We start from the raw sequence: 15,387 nt of genomic DNA, 5'->3' as shown, positions 1-15,387 counted from the left end.
CGCTAAGCAGTGGTCCGGTGCTCCGCTCCCCGGGGAAACGGTTGCTCCCTCCGCTTGCGGGGAGTGCGCGGGCGGTACACACAATGAGTGCGATAAGGCCAGGATTCCTATGATTTGCCCCGAGTGGGGGTGGGGGTCCGGAACCGTTCCCAACCTCGGGGAGCAGAGCCCGTGAGTGTCCAACCGCCGTCCTCAGGCCGCCCGACGGGACCGCCTTCCGGTCCGCTCTCGGGCCCCTCCCAGTCCGGCCCGACGCCCCCGCCCCCCACGGTGTCCGGCACGCCGCCGGGTCCGCCGAGCGGCGGGGGCCACGACGGTTCGCAGGGCGGGGGCGGCTCGGGCGGCTCCGGGGACTCCGGCGGTCCGGGCGGGGGTTCGGGAAGCGGTCCGGGAGGCGGTTCCGGTTCCGGCGGCGGCTCCGGCGCCGCCCCCGGATCCGGTCCGGAGCGCCCCTGGTGGCGGTCCGTGCCCCGGATCGCCGCGATCGCGGCGGCCGTGGTCGTGGCCGTGGTGCTGGTCGTGTTCCTGACCCGCCCGGACGACGGCGGCGGTTCGAAGGCGGGCGGCGAGGTGTTCCTCCAGGCGGCGGGCTCCTCCGGCCCGGACCCCTTCACGGAGTCCACGGCGCGCAAGAGCGACCCCGAGCCGGGGACCGCCTCCCCGTCCGCGGTCCCGAGCGCCTCGGCCACGGGGTCGCAGGTGACACGCGGGGTGGACGGCGCGGCGCCCGGTCTCTACGGGGGCACCCGCAAGGTCGCCAGCTGCGATGTGGAGAAGCAGATCAGCACGTTGCGGGCGGCTCCGGACAAGAACCGGGCGTTCGCCTCGGTCCAGGACATCGAGCCGTCGGCCGTACCGGACTATCTCCGCTCCCTCACCCCCGTACAGCTGCGCATGGACACCCGCGTCACCAACCACGGCTTCCGGGACGGGAAGGCGACGGCCTATCAGGCGGTGCTCCAGGCCGGTACGGCCGTCCTCGTCGACGACCGCGGCGTGCCCCGGGTGCGCTGCGCCTGCGGCAACCCGCTGCTGCCGCCCGTGGCCCAGGAGAGCACTCCGAAGCAGACGGGGAAGGCCTGGCCGGGTTACCGGGCGTCGGACGTGGTCGTGGTGCAGCCGTCGTCGAAGCCGGTGGACGAGTTCAAGATGGTCGATCCGTCGAGCGGTGACTGGTTCACCCGCCCGGCGGGAGACACCGGCGGCAAGGACAAGAAGACCGATCCGCCCAAGGACAAGAAGAAGGACGGGTCGGAGTCGCCCTGCCCGCCGGGATCCGACGACCGCTCCTGTGCTCCCAGCGAGGGCGAATCCCCGCCCGACGGCGAATCCCCGCCGCCCGGCGACTCCCCGCCCCCGGCCGACGACGGGGTGACGCCGCCGCCGGACAGTCCGCCCGCGAGCGACCCCCCGCCCCCCGACAACCCGCCCGGGGACTCGCCCGACTCCCAGCCCGCGCCGCCGCAGGAACCGCAGCAGCCCGAAGAGCAGCAGCCGCAGGAACAGCCGCCCAGCACCTAGCGCGCGAACGTCTCGCGAACGTCTAACGCACCGCGTCCGGCCGGGGCTCGGCCGACTTCCCGAGTGCCGCCTTCCCGAGTGCCGTCTTCTCCGGCTTCAGGATCTCCACCGGGGCACCCTTCCCCTTGGCCCGTCCCAGTCCGGCCGACGCGGCGGCGGCGTGCAGGGAGCGCAGCGCCAGCAGCAGGAATCCGATGTCGTCGAGGTAGACGGGGTCCGGCAGCAGGTCGACCGGGGAGACGGTGTAGACGACGGCTGCCCAGACGAGCGCCTTGTTGCGCAGCGGGATCCCGGCGTCGACGAGGAGCTTCCTGGCCTTGAAGACGCGCACCAGCAGTACGGCGGCCAGGGCCAGCATGATCAGTGCGGCGACGGAGGCGACAACGAGCCAAACGGTGGTGTCCATGGCTCATCGTCTACCCACTCGGCCGCCGTTGACGAGAGCGCCGACGCGGTGTCGGCGGTTGGCCGCTCCGGAACCCGGCCGACGGCCGGGGAGCCGGTCCCGGGGTCAGCCGGCGGTGTTCTTGGCGCGCCTGCGGCTGCGGCGCTTCAGCGCGCGTCGTTCGTCCTCCGCGAGGCCTCCCCAGACGCCGGAGTCCTGGCCGTTCTCCAGGGCCCATTCCAGGCACTGGGCCTGGACCGGGCAGCCCCGGCAGACCGCTTTGGCCTCCGCGGCCTGGACGACGGCGGGGCCGGAGCTCCCGATGGGGAAGAACAGGTCCGGGTCCTCGTCGCGGCAGGCCGCGTGTGTACGCCAGTTGTCCATGCTGCTCACTCCCGGTGTCGGATGTGTGCCGCAGGCGCTCGCCGTACGGCCGTACCGTGCGGGTGACCGACGATCGGCGCCTCAAACACGTGGGCGCCGGGAAACCCGATCGGCTTCCGGCGCGGGGCGGTGCAGGGCGAGGAGGGCCTGGTCGTCCTGGATCCGGCCGCCGGTGTGGCGCCCGACGTCCTCGATCAGCAGCTGGAGGATCTGCCCGGGGGTCGGTGGGTCGCCGACGAGCGAGCGGTTGCGCAGCAGGTGGGGCAGGCGTACGGCCGCGTCGTAGAAGACACCGGTCTCGTCGCGGGCCTCGGTGACGCCGTCCGTGTAGCACAGGAGCGTGGAGCCGGGCGGGAAGGGATACGTGTCGACCGGGGACGACCAGGGGCCCAGGGCCGCCATGCCGAGCGGGGGCGCCTCCTGGGACGGTTCGAGGACGGTGGCCGTGCCCCGGGCGTCCAGCAGCACCGGGGGCGGATGGCCGCGGTTGACGATCCGTACGTCGTCGAGACCGGCGGTGAACTCGACGATCAGCGCCGTGGTGAACCCCTCGTCCTGCTCCTGGCCGCCGCGCCGCCCGCCCTCGCGCAACAGGGCCCGCTCCAGCGCGGTCACCAGGCGGGGCAGGTCCTGCGCCTCGTCCGCGGCGTAACGGAAGGCCCCCAGGTCCGCGCAGACCGCGCGGACGGCGCCCAGCCCCTTGCCCCGGACGTCCCCGACCATCACGCGGACCCCGTGCGGGGTCTCCTGCACGACGTAGAGGTCGCCACCGATCAGGGCCTCGTCCTCCGCGGGGATGTAACGGGCGGCGATCCGGAGGTCCCCCAGCCGTGACGGGGGTCGGGGCAGTACGGCGGCCTGGGCCACGGCGGCGACCTGGCGGGCGCGCCGGGTGCGGGCGCTCTGGCCCTCCAGGCTGCGGTTGATGAGGACGGCGAGCACGGTTACGGCCAGAAGGGTGAGCTGGTTGGCGACGCCCTCCTGCCAGCCGAAAGTGCCGTGGACCCGGGCGAGAACGGCGTGGACGGCCATCGAGAGGGCGCCGACCGCGATGATGCCCGGCAGACTCAGCAGGGGTGCGGCGGCGACCGGCGCGGCCATCAGCAGGGGCGCGGAGGTCACGTCCGCCGGGGTCGCCAGGTCGATCACGACGGCCAGCACGATGACCCCGACCGGGATCCACTGGGCCCTGCGCTGCTGCACCACACCCCCACGCTGTACGGCCCGGGGACGCTCCGCATCCCGGCGGCGCGAGTACGGGCCCCGGCCGGGCGTCAGGGCGGCAGCGGGGTCCCGGGCGGCGGGGCGGCCGCGCACGCGGCGTCGAGCCGGATGCGGTAGGCCATCACGGCGCCCGGGTCGTCGACGAGGTCGACGCGGACCCCGGGGGTCTCCAGGACGGCCTGGTCGCCGATCTCCGGGGCGGGGACCCGCAGCAGGTGCAGGGGCGGCATGGCGGTCATGGCGTGCGGCGGGTGGTCCAGCGGCACCACCTGGACGGTGATGTGCTGCTGCTCCATCGCCTCGGCCAGCGCCTCACGCTGCCCGGCCATGGTCTCGGGGTCCCCGACCCGGGTGTGCAGGGCGGCGGCCGGGAGCAGGGCCCACAAGGCCGTACCGCGCTCGCTCAGTCGGCGCCGCCGTTCCCTCAGCAGCTCCACGCGGCGCTCCAGGCGGGCGGGGCTGTCGTCGGGGTACCGCATCCGGTACAGGCCCGCGGCGTAGGCGGGGGTGCGCAGCAGCTCGGGCACGAGGGCGGGGTGCCAGGTGCGGACCAGGCTGGCCGAGGACTCGACCCCGATGACGTCCTGCTGCCAGCTCTCCATCGCGTCCCGCCAGTGGTGCCACCAGCCGGGCATGTTCGCGGCCCCGAGCCCGGCCAGGATCGGCTCGGCGACGGCCGGCGGGGCCCCGTAGCAGCGGAGCAGCTCGGCGACCTGCCGGGCGTCGAGGCCGGTCTCGGCACGTTCGATCCGCCGTACGGTCGCGGGGTGCGCGTCCAGGGCGTCGGCGGCGGCCCGGAGGGTGACGCCGGCCTGTTCCCGCAGTATCCGCAGCCGGGCCGCCAGGACGCGGTGCTGCACGGTGGGGCCGGAGCGGGGCCGCATGCTCGTACCTCGTTCGTCGAGCCCCGGGGCGGAGCCTTGTACATTCTGTCGCTTGCAAAGTATGCGCTTTGCACCGAGAGTGCATACATGTCGGAAATAGTCAGTTGCGCAGAACGCGCTCCCGTCGGCGGGAGCGTCAGAGGTGCACACAGCTGGTGGGTTCCCCGGTTGCCCGGGGGCGTGCCAGAGGCCCGTCACCGGGTGCAGGAGGCGATGCGCGCCTGGGGAGAACCCGCGGAACGCATCGAGGCGGCGGCTCTGATAGTGACCGAACTGGTCACCAACGCCGTCCAGCACACCAGTACCCGCCGGATCCGCTGTCGGCTTCTCCGCTCGGCGGACGGGGTGCGGATCTGTGTGTGGAACCGCGGCCGGGCCCGTATCCCGGCGCCGGCGTCCCCAGCGGATTCGGCGGACCTGCCCGTCGAGGCGGCTCCGGCGGCAGGCGGCCCCGACGGCGACGATTCGCTCGACTGCCTGGCCGAGGACGGCAGAGGACTCCTGCTCGTGGAGGCCCTGGCGGCCCGCTGGGGTACGCGCGCCGCGCTGGCCGGCCGGCTCGTCTGGGCCGACGTCTGAGACTCCCCCGCACGACCCCGCACGACCCCCGTGCGACCGGGCCCGTTCCGGCTGCTCCCCGTGTGATCAGGCGGGAGCGGTTCGGCACTCCGGGTGACCCCAGCCGTTCGGGTTCTTCGCGATCGGCTCCTTGGCCGCGTACGGCTTTCCGCAGTGGCACCGCCCTGCGAACCGCGCCTTGATCGTGGCCCCCGACCGCCCCGTACGGGTCGCGCCCGCCGCGCCCTTCGCCGTCGCCTCACCCGCGCTGCCGCCGGCCTCCGTACGCCCCTTCGTGGAACGGGCCTGGGCGGGAACGGGCAGGGCGGTCGCGCCGTGCGCCGTACCGGCCGCCCGCTGCGCGACCGCCGCCTCGCTGGCGGCCTGGTCGGCCAGCGCGTTGAGCGGGTCGCCGTCCACCTGGTGGGCGGGCACGTAGCGGAACGTCACCGCGCGGGCGCCGAGCAGGGCGTCGATGCGGGTGACCAGCTCACGGTTGGCGACCGGCTTGCCCGCCGAGGTCTTCCAGCCGTTGCGCTTCCACCCCGGCAGCCACTTGGTCACGGCGTTCATGGCGTACTGCGAGTCCATCCGGACCTCGACGCGGACCGCCGGGTCGGTGGACTCCAGCAGCTCGGCCAGTGCGGTGAGCTCGGCGACGTTGTTCGTCGCGGTGCCCAGCGGGCCCGCCTCCCAGCGCACGGGGCTGCCCTGTGCGTCGGCGACGACCCAGGCCCAGGCGGCCGGTCCGGGATTTCCCTTGGACGCCCCGTCACACGCGGCGATGATGCTCTGGTTCATCCCTCGATCATGCCAGCCCCGCATGATCGTCCCGACCGGCGGCCGAGGCGCCCGAACCGCCCCGGGCCCGGGGCCCGGAGCAGCCGTCGCGTCGCTCAGGGCACGATCGAGTCGATGTACCCACCGTCGACCCGCACCGCGGCACCGGTCGTCGCCGAGGCCTGTGCGGAGCTGAGATAGACCACCAGGTTGGCGATCTCCTCGGGCTCGATGAGCCGCTGGAGCAGCGACTGCGGGCGGTGCAGCCGCATGAACTCGCGCTGCGCCTCCTCCCAGGGGAGCGCTTTGTCGACCAGTTCGTAGACGAAGTCCTCCACGCCGCCGGTGTGCGTGGGCCCGGCGATCACCGAGTTCACCGTCACGCCCGTACCGGCGGCCTCCTTGGCGAAGCCGCGGGAGACGGCGAGCAGCGCGGTCTTCGACATGCCGTAGTGGATCATCTCGGCGGGGATGACGATCGCGGAGTCGCTGGCGATGTTCAGCACCCGGCCCCAGCCCTGTCCCGTCATCCCGGGCAGGTAGCGGCGGATGAGGCGTACCGCGCTGAGCACGTTGGTGTCGAAGTACGTCCGCCACTCCTCGTCGGTGATCTCCAGGGGCGGGCGGGAGCCGAAGATGCCGAGGTTGTTGACGAGGACGTCGACTGCCGGGACGGCCGCGTACAGCTCGGCGGCGCCCTCCTCCGTGGTCAGGTCGCACGCCACCGTCGTGACGGCCGCCTCCGCCACCTCCGCGCGCAGCGTCCGCGCCGCCGCGTCCAGCCGTTCCTGTCCCCGCCCGGTAAGGACGACCTCGGCGCCCGCTGCGGCCAGCCCGGTGGCGATGGCGAGGCCGATGCCCTGCGAGGAGCCGGTCACCACCGCTTTCTTGCCCGTCAGATCGATGCGCACGCCGCTTCTCCCCTTGCCCTGCTGCTCGGCCACTGCATGGGACCTCTCCCGCCCTCAGGCTCGCACCGGCCCGCTGCCGACGCCCGCCGGAGCACGCGATCGGGGGTGCCCGTGGCCGGATACCCCGCCCGGCCGTTCTCACCCGCCCGGGACGGACTGGGCGGCCGGCGGGGCGGGGCGGTGGGCCCAGCCGAGCAGGACCACCGAGCAGAGAGCCGCGAACGCGCACCACGTGGAGATGAACTCCATCTGCCAGAACGCGACGCACACGACCGCGCCGGCGGCCACCAGGCCCCCGAGGAGCCGCAGGGTGCGGTCGCCGGAGAGCAGGAGGGCCCCCACGGTGGCCAGGAGGTAGCCCGCGATGAGGAGTCGGGCGTGCGGGAGGTGGACGGCGTACCCGAGGGTGCGGCCGCGGACCTCCGCCGTCACGGGCCGGGCAGCCAGGGCGTGGGCGAGGAACGCGGCCGTGATGACTCCGGCAGCGAGCGGCGCCGCAAGCCGGTCGCGCGCCCGCGCGGGTGCTGCGCAGAACACGCCCAGCGGTACCCAGAGCGCCAGCAGGGGCAGGGCCATCACCGCCCAGGCGAGGGTGGCCGGGCCGGTGCCGCTGTCGGCGTTCCACACCACCGACTCGACGATCTGGTGGGCGCCGAGCAGCAGCGGCAGCGCGGCCAGCGGGAGATCACGGACGCGGCGGGTGCGCGCGGGTGACCACCCCGATCGCGGCGATGCCCGAGCCCGCCACCAGGTCGGCGGTCGCGCTCCAGCACATGGCGTCACCCCGGGCCCGGTGGTAAGCGGATATATCGCCTTCGTGGCCACGCTACGGTTCCGGTGTCCGTGACGTGCGGTGGAGCGGCCGCGCGGGTCCGTCTCCGGCGCCCCGTCGGCTCCGTCTCGCGCGCCCAGTTGACCTCAACCAAACTTCAGGTTCTAGCGTGCTGAGTGCACCCGGGCCTCGTCGGCCCGCGGGGCACGTACAGGTCCGTACCACCCGTTCAGCAGAGTTCGGAGCGCCCCATGGACATGGAAGTCACCGCGTGGACATCGCTGCACAGCGCGATGAACGCCGAGCAGGACCGGCGGCCCTTCTCCCGGGCGACGCTACGCCGCATCATGGTCTTCGCCCGGCCCCACCGGCAGCGCATCCGGCGGTTCCTCCTGCTCAGCGTCGTCACCGCGCTGCTCGCGGTGGCCACCCCCGTTCTCGCCGGGCGTGTCGTCGACGCCATCGTGCGGGGCGCCGACTCCGGGACGGTCACCCGGCTCGCGCTGCTGATCGCCCTGATCGCGGTCGCCGAGGCCGGGCTCGGCCTGCTCACCCGCTGGCTGTCGGCCAACCTCGGTGAGGGGCTGATCCTCGATCTGCGCACCGCGGTCTTCGACCATGTGCAGCGGATGCCGATCGCCTTCTTCACCCGCACCCGGACCGGCGCCCTGGTCAGCCGGCTCAACAACGATGTGATCGGCGCGCAGCGCGCGTTCAGCAACACGCTCTCCGGTGTCGTCTCCAACCTCGTCACCCTGCTGCTGACGCTCGCCGTGATGCTGACGATCTCCTGGCAGATCACGCTGCTCTCGCTGGTCCTGCTCCCGGTGTTCGTCGTGCCGGCCCGCCGGATGGGGGCCAGGATGGCCGGACTCCAGCGGGAGGCGGCCAACCACAACGCCTCGATGGGCACCCAGATGACCGAGCGGTTCTCCGCCCCCGGCGCCACCCTCGTCAAGCTCTTCGGGCGCCCGTCCCTGGAGTCCGCCGAATTCGCCGAGCGGGCCCGCCGGGTGCGGGACATCGGGGTCCGTTCCGCCATGGCCCAGGCCACCTTCATCACCGCCCTCACCCTGGTCTCCGCCCTCGCGCTCGCCCTGGTCTACGGGCTCGGCGGCTACTACGCGCTGCGCGGCACGCTGGAGCCGGGTGCCGTGGTGGCGCTCGCTCTGCTGCTGACCCGGCTGTACGCCCCGCTCACCGCGCTGGCCGGGGCCCGGGTCGAGGTGATGAGCGCGCTCGTCAGCTTCGAGCGGGTCTTCGAGGTCCTGGACCTGAAGCCGCTGATCGCCCAGAAGCCGGACGCCCGCGAGGTGCCGGAGGGTCAGGTGTCGGTCGAGTTCGAGAAGGTCTCCTTCGGCTACCCGTCCGCGGAGAAGGTCTCCCTCGCCTCGCTGGAGGAGGTCGCGACGCTGGACAGCCGGGGCGGCACCCCCGTTCTGCACGAGGTGTCCTTCCGCGCCGAACCCGGCCAGATGATCGCCCTGGTGGGTTCATCGGGCGCGGGCAAGTCGACGATCGCGCAGCTGCTGCCCCGGCTGTACGACGCCGACGCCGGTTCCGTACGGCTGAACGGGATCGACGTACGGGATCTGAGCGCCGACTCGATCCGCGACACCCTGGGCATGGTCACCCAGGACGGGCACCTCTTCCACGAGTCCGTACGCGCCAATCTGCTGCTCGCCCGGCCCGACGCCACCGAGGACGACATCTGGGACGCCCTGCGCCGCTCCCGGCTGGAGGGGCTGATCGCCTCGCTGCCCGAGGGGCTGGACACGGTGGTGGGCGAGCGCGGCTACCGGCTCTCCGGGGGCGAGCGTCAGCGGCTCACCATCGCCCGGCTGCTGCTGGCCCGTCAGCGGGTCGTCATCCTCGACGAGGCGACCGCGCACCTGGACTCCACCTCCGAGGCCGCCGTCCAGGAGGCCCTGGCCGAAGCGCTGGAGGGGCGGACCGCCGTGGTGATCGCCCACCGGCTCTCCACCGTACGGGCGGCCGACCAGATCCTGGTCGTCGAGGCCGGCCGGATCGTGGAGCGCGGCACGCACGCCGAACTGCTCGCGGCGCGCGGGCGGTACGAGGAGCTGTACCGCACCCAGTTCGAGCGGCCGTCGGCGGACGAGGCGCAGCCGGTCGTCTGACCGGGCGGCGGCCGTCAGCGGCGGACGAGGCGCAGACGTTCCGTGGTGCGCAGGCGCCGCAGGGCGTCCCCGCCGCAGCTGCGCCACTGCTTCGGCGAGACCCGGGGACGGTGCCCGCCGTTGGTGACGAGCGCGTTCACCGAGGTCATCGGGTCCGCCGCCATGGACTTGGCGAGCAGCACGCCGACCACCAGCGGGAGCAGAGTGACCGCCAGGGCGGTGCCTGCGGTGGTGACGTGCTGCATGCGGGGGTTGCGCTGCGCTGCGGAGTCCATGGCCTCATTCGAACAGCGGCGGGGCGGCGGAACATCGGGGAAGGTACTCAGCGGTCGCGGCCCCGCATACTCAGGTGCCCGCACGGGGACGCTGGGGACGCGGCCACGGACGGCCGCCGGACCACGGGAGGGCCACGCCGATGAGTGACAGCCAGGGACAGCCGGCGGAGCGCCCGGACGGAGACCCGGCCGGAGGCCCTGGCGGAGACCCGACCGGGGTCCCGGCCGTGCACAGGACCCACGGGCTTCCCGCCGCGGTGGTGTTCGACGTGCTGGGGGCCGAGTACGAGCGGGCGTTCGCCGGTTCGGCCGCCCACCGGGCCTCGCTGGACCGGCTGCTGGAACATCTCGCGCCGGGCAGCCGGGTCCTGGACGTGGGCAGCGGTACGGGTGTTCCGACCGCGCGGCGGCTGGCCGGGGCCGGGCACCGGGTGGTGGGCGTCGACGTCTCCCCGGTGATGACCGCGCTGGCGGCCCGGCAGGTGCCGGACGCCGAGTTCCGCTGCGGCGACATCCGGGAGCTGCCGTGGGCGGACGGGGAGTTCGACGCCGTCTGCGTCTACTTCTCGCTGCTGCAGATGGCGCGCGGGGAGCAGCGGGAGCTGCTGGGCCGGCTGGCCCGGGCGGTGCGGCCCGGCGGCCTTCTGGCCGTGGCCACCGTGCCGGTGGACGTGGCGGAGGTGAGCGCGGTGTTCATGGGGCAGCCGGTGGTGGTGTCGAGCTTCGGTGAGGAGGAGTTCGTCGCGCTGGTGGCCGCGGCGGGGTTCGCGGTGGAGGAGCGGCACAGCGTGCTGTTCACCCCGGACCACCCGGCGGGCGAGCCCGAGCCCCATCTCTTCCTGCACTGCCGCCGCATCTGACCGCCCCGGCCCACGCCTTTCGCAATCACAAAGAACAAGCCGAATGAATGACAAGAATGGCGCATTCGCACTCCTTCACAAGAAGGTAATGCGATAGCAAAGTTCTGGTCTATATGGTGAGCTGTAGTCGTATCCGTCCGAACGCCCAACGCGCGGCCGGGGAGGCCGGATGTTCGGCAAAACACGAGGTGGAGCACACCGTCTCTCCTCCGAACGTTCATTCGGATTTAAACAGTGCATTCGTCAATATGACCCGACCACACCGCTCCCCGGCACCGCCGGATGCAGGAGGCAGGCCACCCATGAAGTCCCTTGTCGCACCCGCCCGGACTTTCACCGAGCACGACGCCGCGAACGCAAAGGATGCCGCGTGCCCCACGCACGGCCGGCCCCCCAGACCCGTCCGTACGAGCCGGGGCGTAGTGCACCCCGGCCCGATCAGCGTTCACCGGCCGGAGAGCGGCCCGTCGTGCGGCCGCCTCTGACGGCTTCCCGCCCCCACCCATCCGCGCCCGGCCCCGGCCGGGCGCGGATCTGACCCTCAAGGGAATCGTCACCCGTGATCTCCGTGAAGGAACTCAAGAACCCCCACGTCGTACGACGTGACCTGCTGGCGTCACTCGTCGTCTTCCTGGTCGCCCTCCCCCTCTGCGTCGGCGTCGCCGTCGCCTCCGGCGTACCGGCCGAACTCGGCCTGGTCACAGGCATCGTCGGCGGCCTCGTCGTCGGTCTGCTTCCGGGCAGCAGGCTGCAGGTCAGCGGGCCCGCAGCCGGTCTCACCGTGCTCGTCTACGAGGCGGTCACGGAATTCGGCCTCGGCACGCTCGGGCCGATCGTCCTGGCCGCAGGTCTGCTCCAGGTGGTGCTGGGCGTGGCGCGCTTCGGCCGCTGGTTCCGCGCCATCTCCGTCTCCGTGGTGCAGGGCATGCTCGCCGGCATCGGCCTGGTCATCATCCTGGGCCAGGTGTACGCCATGGCCGACACCGAACAGCCGGGCACCGCGCTCGCCAAGATCGCCGGACTTCCCCGCCTGGCGGCCGGGATCGCCACGAACACCGAGGCCCTCACCGCCTTCGGCCTCGGCGCCGGGACCGTCGCCGTCCTGCTGCTCTGGCCCAAGCTGCCCGCCGCCGTACGGATGGTTCCGGCTCCCCTCGCCGCGGTCGGCCTGGCCACCGCAGTCGCCGCCCTGGCCGGGCTGTCGCCCGCCGTGGCCGACGTGAACGGGCTGCTGCACGCCATCGATCCGCCCGGTGCGGCGGAGTTCGGCAGCCTGGCGAACGTGGCGGTCATCGGTACCGTACTCGCCTTCGCCCTGATCGCCTCGGCCGAAAGCCTGTTCAGCGCGGCGGCCGTCGACCGGATGCACGACGGTCCCCGTACCGACTACGACAAGGAGCTGGTCGCGCAGGGCGTCGGCAACACGATCTGCGGGGCGCTCGGCGCACTGCCGATGACGGCGGTCATCGTCCGCAGCGCGGCCAACGTCCAGGCAGGTGCCACCACCGCGCTCTCCCGGGTCGCCCACGGTCTGTGGCTGCTGCTCTTCGCGGCACTGCTGCCCGCGGCGATCGGCATCATCCCGCTCGCCTCGCTCGCCGGAATCCTGGTGCACGCGGGGTGCAAGCTGGTCCCCGTGAAGGAGTTCGGCCCGCTGTGGCGCGAACACCGCGGCGAGGCGGTGCTCCTGGCGGTCACCGCGGTGGCCATCGTGGTGACCAACCTCTTCGAGGGCGTGGTGCTGGGCCTGCTGCTGGCCGTGGTCAAGTCGGCGTGGGAGACCTCCCACGTACAGCTCTCCACGCACAGCCTCACCGGCGGGCGGGTCGTGGTGACGCTCACCGGGAACGCGACCTTCCTGCGACTGCCGCGGATCCTGGAGCAGTTGGAGAAGCTGCCGCAGGACCAGCCCATAGAGCTGGACCTGACCGGACTGCGCCACCTCGACCACGCCTGCCGGGTGGCCCTGGAGAACTGGGCGCGCCGGCACAACAACGCGGAGATCGAGCCGGTGACCATCCGCCGGTAGCCCGGGCGGCAACCGTGCTCACCATGTGTCCGGCGGCGAGCAGCTGGAGCGAGTGGTTGAGGCGCAGCCGGGTCCGCCACTCGGAGAAGGCCAGGCCCGTCTCGGCGCGGAACGCCCGGCGCAGGCTGGTCGAGCTGGTGTAGAGGCTCTCGGCCCACTCGGAGGCCGTACGCGGGTCCCCCGGGTTGCGCATCAGCTCACCGGCCACGGTCGCGGCGGACCGTCCGGTGGGCTGGGGCAGCGGCAGAACGTCGCGGTGGCCGGAGCGCAGGGCGGCGAAGACCGCCGGGTCCTCCTCGGTCACCTCCGACGCGCGCATCCGGCTGAGCAGCAGCTGCCGCTGGGCGTCGGAGACGTTGACCCTGGTCACCTCGGAGTAGGGCAGGTGGTGCAGGTCCGGCTCGAAGGCCTCGGGGACCACCGGGGAGTCCGGGTCGAAGCGGGCGCTGTGCGCGACCCCGGCGGGGATCCACAGCGCGACCGACGGGGAGAGCTCGTGGTCGCGGCCGAGGGCGGTGACCACGATCCGGCCCAGCGGGACGTGGAGGGACTGGTGGAAGGCGTGCACATGCGTCGGGTGTCCCCCGGCCGCGATGAACTCGTCGTCGACCAGGACCTCGGGCGCGGGCTCGTGTCCGGTCGGGGCCACGGTCCGCAGGGCAGCTTCCGCCACACCGTCCTCCAAGCAGCGCGGGGCCGGTTCGTTGACCCCTGATTGTGAGTGGAACGGCTCCGGCATTGGACCGCCCCAAAGCTGGATAAGGGTGACCTAACCTGCCGTTTGCCCAGGTGAGGAGCCCAGGAATCCCCATGTACGCCACGTCCCCGCCGACGCCACCAGCACCGCCACCGGCGAGGACTCGTTCCTCGCGCGGTACGGCGGTGGCGCTGGCCGCCTGCGCCGTTCTCGCCGTCGCGGTCGTCGCGGGCATCACGCTCGGCGCCCGTGACATCTCCCCGCCGGAGGTGGTGCGCATCCTGCTGCACCCCGACGGCACCGGCTACGACAGCCATGCCCTGTGGACCGAACGCATCCCGCGCACCCTGCTCGGGCTGACCGTCGGGGCCGCGCTGGGCGCCTCGGGGCTGATGAGGCAGGCGCTCACGACGAACCCGCTGGCCGATCCCGGCATCCTGGGCATCGAGCAGGGGCCGCGATGTTCGTCGTCCTCGGCATCCTGTTCCTGGACATGACCGGGGTGACCGGCTACTTCTGGCCGGCGCCGGCTGGGCCGCGTTCACCTCGGCGCTCGTCTATCTGATCGGGACCGGACCAACGCGGGCAGCTCCACCCTCGGGCTCGTCCTGGCCGGTGTGGCGCTGGCCGCCGTGATGTCGTCGCTGATCACCCTGCTCGTCGTCCGGGACGAGGCGGTCTACGCGCACCTGCGGTTCTTGTCGATGGGGCAGCTCACCGGCCGGGGAGCGGTCCTCGACGACATCCTCCCGTTCGCGGTCGCCGGACTGCTGCTGGCGCTGCAGTTCGGGCGCACGCTCAATGTGCTCAGCATGGGCGAGGACGCCGCACGCGGGCTCGGGGTCCGCGTCGAGCGCTCCCAACTGCTCGGTGCGGCGGTGGCGGTGGCGGTGCTGCTCTCCGGTGCCTTGTTCGGCCTGGCCGGCGCGCTGTACCAGCGGCTGATCCGTAACCCGCTGGCCACACCCGACATCGTCGGGATCTCGGCGGACGCCGGGGCCGGTGCCACGACCGTGCTGCTGTTCGCCCCGGCCCTCCCGCTCGGCGCGCCGCTCGCCGCCGTCACCGGGTCGCTCGTCCTGCTGGCCGCGGTGTACCGCCACGCTCCAACACCTGCGGCCGACCTGCCTGTTCGGCTCGGGGCTGCGCTCGCAGGACGAGCTGAGCGCCCTGGCGGTCCGGGCCGGCCTGCGGGTGCGCCGCTGCGACGACATCGGCTGGGACCACCGGCTGTGGGTGCTGGAGCGCTCGGCCGGGCAGTGACACCCGGCCCGGCCGGAACAGGTGTACGAAATGGAATAATGCGGGCGCATTGCGGTCGTGTGGCGGGCCCGGCGACGGGCTTCCGCCCCGCCCGCCGGGCTGCGTAGGTTCGGGTCTCCCCCGCGACCGAGCACCTGGAGCAGTCATGAGCGTGACCGAAGAGTTCCTCGCCCACAACGAGGTGTACGCCTCGACGTTCGACGGTCCCCTCCCCCTTCCCCCCGCCCGCAGGACGGCCGTCGTCGCCTGCATGGACGCGCGGCTGAACCCGTACGGCATCCTCGGCCTCGCCGAGGGCGACGCGCACGTCATCAGGAACGCCGGGGGCGTGGTCACGGAGGACGTGGTGCGTTCCCTGGCGATCAGTCAGCGACTGCTGGGCACAGAGGAGATCGTGCTCATCCACCACACCGACTGCGGCATGGTGACGTTCACCGACGACGTCTTCCGCCAGGGCGTCGAGAAGGAGACCGGCATCCGGCCGCCGTGGGCCGCCGAGGCGTTCCCGGACGCCGCCGGCGACGTACGGCAGTCGCTGCGCCGGGTGACCGGCAGCCCGTTCATCCCGCACACCGACCGGGTCCGCGGCTTCGTCTTCGACGTCGCAACCGGCCGTCTCGACGAGGTCGTCTGAGGGCCGCAGGGGGCTGCCGTCCCGGGCAGGGCCGGCAGCCGGGCGGACGGCGGAGGTCGCCCTCCGCCG

Annotated in this window: 16 protein-coding genes and 3 pseudogenes; 10 read left to right on the top strand and 9 right to left on the bottom strand. The window is 73.1% G+C overall.

What is annotated here, in order from left to right:
• Positions 1-171 precede the first annotated feature (171 nt).
• Entirely contained in the window at positions 172-1,521 is a 1,350-nt protein-coding gene (locus ACK8N7_RS34180) for a DUF6777 domain-containing protein (RefSeq protein ID WP_500444936.1), read from the top strand.
• Between the two features lie 22 nt (positions 1,522-1,543).
• On the opposite strand, the gene ACK8N7_RS34175 is transcribed toward ACK8N7_RS34180, so the two are convergent.
• From ACK8N7_RS34175 to ACK8N7_RS34160, 4 genes are all read right to left on the bottom strand, one after another.
• The gene (locus ACK8N7_RS34175) at positions 1,544-1,927 is read right to left on the bottom strand and encodes a YkvA family protein (protein ID WP_403214104.1); all 384 of its coding nucleotides are present in this window, start codon (positions 1,925-1,927) and stop codon (positions 1,544-1,546) included.
• Positions 1,928-2,032: 105 nt separating this feature from the next.
• Entirely contained in the window at positions 2,033-2,290 is a 258-nt protein-coding gene (locus tag ACK8N7_RS34170) for a WhiB family transcriptional regulator (protein ID WP_015606923.1), read from the bottom strand.
• 81 nt (positions 2,291-2,371) lie between these two features.
• Entirely contained in the window at positions 2,372-3,496 is a 1,125-nt protein-coding gene (locus ACK8N7_RS34165; RefSeq protein WP_500444934.1) for a PP2C family protein-serine/threonine phosphatase, read from the bottom strand.
• A 68-nt stretch (positions 3,497-3,564) separates the two neighbouring features.
• Positions 3,565-4,398, bottom strand: coding sequence for a Scr1 family TA system antitoxin-like transcriptional regulator (locus ACK8N7_RS34160; RefSeq protein WP_403214098.1), 834 nt, complete (start codon positions 4,396-4,398; stop codon positions 3,565-3,567).
• Between the two features lie 168 nt (positions 4,399-4,566).
• On the opposite strand from ACK8N7_RS34160, the gene ACK8N7_RS34155 reads away from it, so the two are divergent.
• Positions 4,567-4,977, top strand: coding sequence for an ATP-binding protein (locus ACK8N7_RS34155; RefSeq protein WP_403214096.1), 411 nt, complete (start codon positions 4,567-4,569; stop codon positions 4,975-4,977).
• A 66-nt stretch (positions 4,978-5,043) separates the two neighbouring features.
• Here the strand turns inward: ACK8N7_RS34155 and ACK8N7_RS34150 are convergent, their stop codons facing one another.
• From ACK8N7_RS34150 to ACK8N7_RS34140, 3 genes and pseudogenes are all read right to left on the bottom strand, one after another.
• Positions 5,044-5,757, bottom strand: coding sequence for a ribonuclease H family protein (locus ACK8N7_RS34150; protein WP_403214093.1), 714 nt, complete (start codon positions 5,755-5,757; stop codon positions 5,044-5,046).
• A gap of 95 nt (positions 5,758-5,852) precedes the next feature.
• Positions 5,853-6,647 carry an SDR family NAD(P)-dependent oxidoreductase gene (locus ACK8N7_RS34145; protein WP_500444932.1) on the bottom strand — a complete coding sequence of 265 codons (795 nt, stop codon included), beginning with the start codon at positions 6,645-6,647 and terminating at the stop codon, positions 5,853-5,855.
• Between the two features lie 138 nt (positions 6,648-6,785).
• A pseudogene (locus tag ACK8N7_RS34140) lies at positions 6,786-7,422 on the bottom strand (DUF6629 family protein).
• Between the two features lie 248 nt (positions 7,423-7,670).
• Here ACK8N7_RS34140 and ACK8N7_RS34135 point away from each other — a divergent pair.
• Positions 7,671-9,560 (top strand): ABC transporter ATP-binding protein, encoded by a 1,890-nt coding sequence (locus tag ACK8N7_RS34135; RefSeq protein ID WP_500444930.1) that lies wholly within the window; start codon positions 7,671-7,673, stop codon positions 9,558-9,560.
• Between the two features lie 14 nt (positions 9,561-9,574).
• Here ACK8N7_RS34135 and ACK8N7_RS34130 read toward each other — a convergent pair whose 3' ends face one another.
• Positions 9,575-9,835 carry a hypothetical protein gene (locus tag ACK8N7_RS34130; RefSeq protein WP_403214087.1) on the bottom strand — a complete coding sequence of 87 codons (261 nt, stop codon included), beginning with the start codon at positions 9,833-9,835 and terminating at the stop codon, positions 9,575-9,577.
• Positions 9,836-9,975: 140 nt separating this feature from the next.
• Here ACK8N7_RS34130 and ACK8N7_RS34125 point away from each other — a divergent pair, with 140 nt between their 5' ends.
• Together ACK8N7_RS34125 and ACK8N7_RS34120 are read left to right on the top strand one after the other, a co-directional pair.
• A complete protein-coding gene (locus ACK8N7_RS34125; RefSeq protein ID WP_403214085.1) occupies positions 9,976-10,695 on the top strand; it encodes a class I SAM-dependent methyltransferase in 720 nt (239 codons plus the stop codon).
• A 559-nt stretch (positions 10,696-11,254) separates the two neighbouring features.
• Positions 11,255-12,724: a SulP family inorganic anion transporter gene (locus ACK8N7_RS34120; RefSeq protein WP_403214083.1), complete on the top strand. Its 1,470-nt coding sequence runs from the start codon at positions 11,255-11,257 to the stop codon at positions 12,722-12,724.
• Positions 12,725-12,782: 58 nt separating this feature from the next.
• Here ACK8N7_RS34120 and ACK8N7_RS34115 read toward each other — a convergent pair.
• A pseudogene (locus tag ACK8N7_RS34115) lies at positions 12,783-12,917 on the bottom strand (AraC family transcriptional regulator); the annotation flags it as partial.
• Here ACK8N7_RS34115 and ACK8N7_RS34110 point away from each other — a divergent pair.
• From ACK8N7_RS34110 to ACK8N7_RS34090, 5 genes and pseudogenes are all read left to right on the top strand, one after another.
• Positions 12,910-13,104 (top strand): hypothetical protein, encoded by a 195-nt coding sequence (locus ACK8N7_RS34110; RefSeq protein WP_500445961.1) that lies wholly within the window; start codon positions 12,910-12,912, stop codon positions 13,102-13,104. The pseudogene ACK8N7_RS34115 and the gene ACK8N7_RS34110 overlap by 8 nt on opposite strands.
• A 5-nt stretch (positions 13,105-13,109) precedes the next feature.
• Entirely contained in the window at positions 13,110-13,439 is a 330-nt protein-coding gene (locus ACK8N7_RS34105; protein WP_500445959.1) for a hypothetical protein, read from the top strand.
• Positions 13,440-13,534: 95 nt separating this feature from the next.
• A pseudogene (locus tag ACK8N7_RS34100) lies at positions 13,535-14,254 on the top strand (FecCD family ABC transporter permease); the annotation flags it as partial.
• Positions 14,234-14,791: an iron chelate uptake ABC transporter family permease subunit gene (locus ACK8N7_RS34095; protein WP_500445908.1), complete on the top strand. Its 558-nt coding sequence runs from the start codon at positions 14,234-14,236 to the stop codon at positions 14,789-14,791. The pseudogene ACK8N7_RS34100 and the gene ACK8N7_RS34095, both read left to right, overlap by 21 nt.
• A gap of 38 nt (positions 14,792-14,829) precedes the next feature.
• Entirely contained in the window at positions 14,830-15,318 is a 489-nt protein-coding gene (locus ACK8N7_RS34090; RefSeq protein WP_403214081.1) for a beta-class carbonic anhydrase, read from the top strand.
• The last annotated feature ends 69 nt before the right edge of the window (positions 15,319-15,387 follow it).

Origin of the sequence: Streptomyces griseobrunneus (assembly GCF_046713465.1) — a bacterium.
GTDB lineage: Bacteria > Actinomycetota > Actinomycetes > Streptomycetales > Streptomycetaceae > Streptomyces > Streptomyces microflavus.
The sequence above is the reverse complement of the archived record's forward strand: the minus strand, read 5'-3'. Positions and strand labels throughout refer to the sequence as shown.

What these genes read in the sequence shown, in the direction of transcription:
- ACK8N7_RS34170 (WP_015606923.1), bottom strand. Translation starts at nt 2,290, where the DNA reads ATGGACAACTGGCGTACACACGCGGCCTGCCGCGACGAGGACCCGGAC.
- ACK8N7_RS34130 (WP_403214087.1), bottom strand. Translation starts at nt 9,835, where the DNA reads ATGGACTCCGCAGCGCAGCGCAACCCCCGCATGCAGCACGTCACCACC.
- ACK8N7_RS34160 (WP_403214098.1), bottom strand. Translation starts at nt 4,398, where the DNA reads ATGCGGCCCCGCTCCGGCCCCACCGTGCAGCACCGCGTCCTGGCGGCC.
- ACK8N7_RS34095 (WP_500445908.1), top strand. Translation starts at nt 14,234, where the DNA reads ATGGGCGAGGACGCCGCACGCGGGCTCGGGGTCCGCGTCGAGCGCTCC.
- ACK8N7_RS34175 (WP_403214104.1), bottom strand. Translation starts at nt 1,927, where the DNA reads ATGGACACCACCGTTTGGCTCGTTGTCGCCTCCGTCGCCGCACTGATC.
- ACK8N7_RS34090 (WP_403214081.1), top strand. Translation starts at nt 14,830, where the DNA reads ATGAGCGTGACCGAAGAGTTCCTCGCCCACAACGAGGTGTACGCCTCG.
- ACK8N7_RS34150 (WP_403214093.1), bottom strand. Translation starts at nt 5,757, where the DNA reads ATGAACCAGAGCATCATCGCCGCGTGTGACGGGGCGTCCAAGGGAAAT.
- ACK8N7_RS34135 (WP_500444930.1), top strand. Translation starts at nt 7,671, where the DNA reads ATGGACATGGAAGTCACCGCGTGGACATCGCTGCACAGCGCGATGAAC.
- ACK8N7_RS34125 (WP_403214085.1), top strand. Translation starts at nt 9,976, where the DNA reads ATGAGTGACAGCCAGGGACAGCCGGCGGAGCGCCCGGACGGAGACCCG.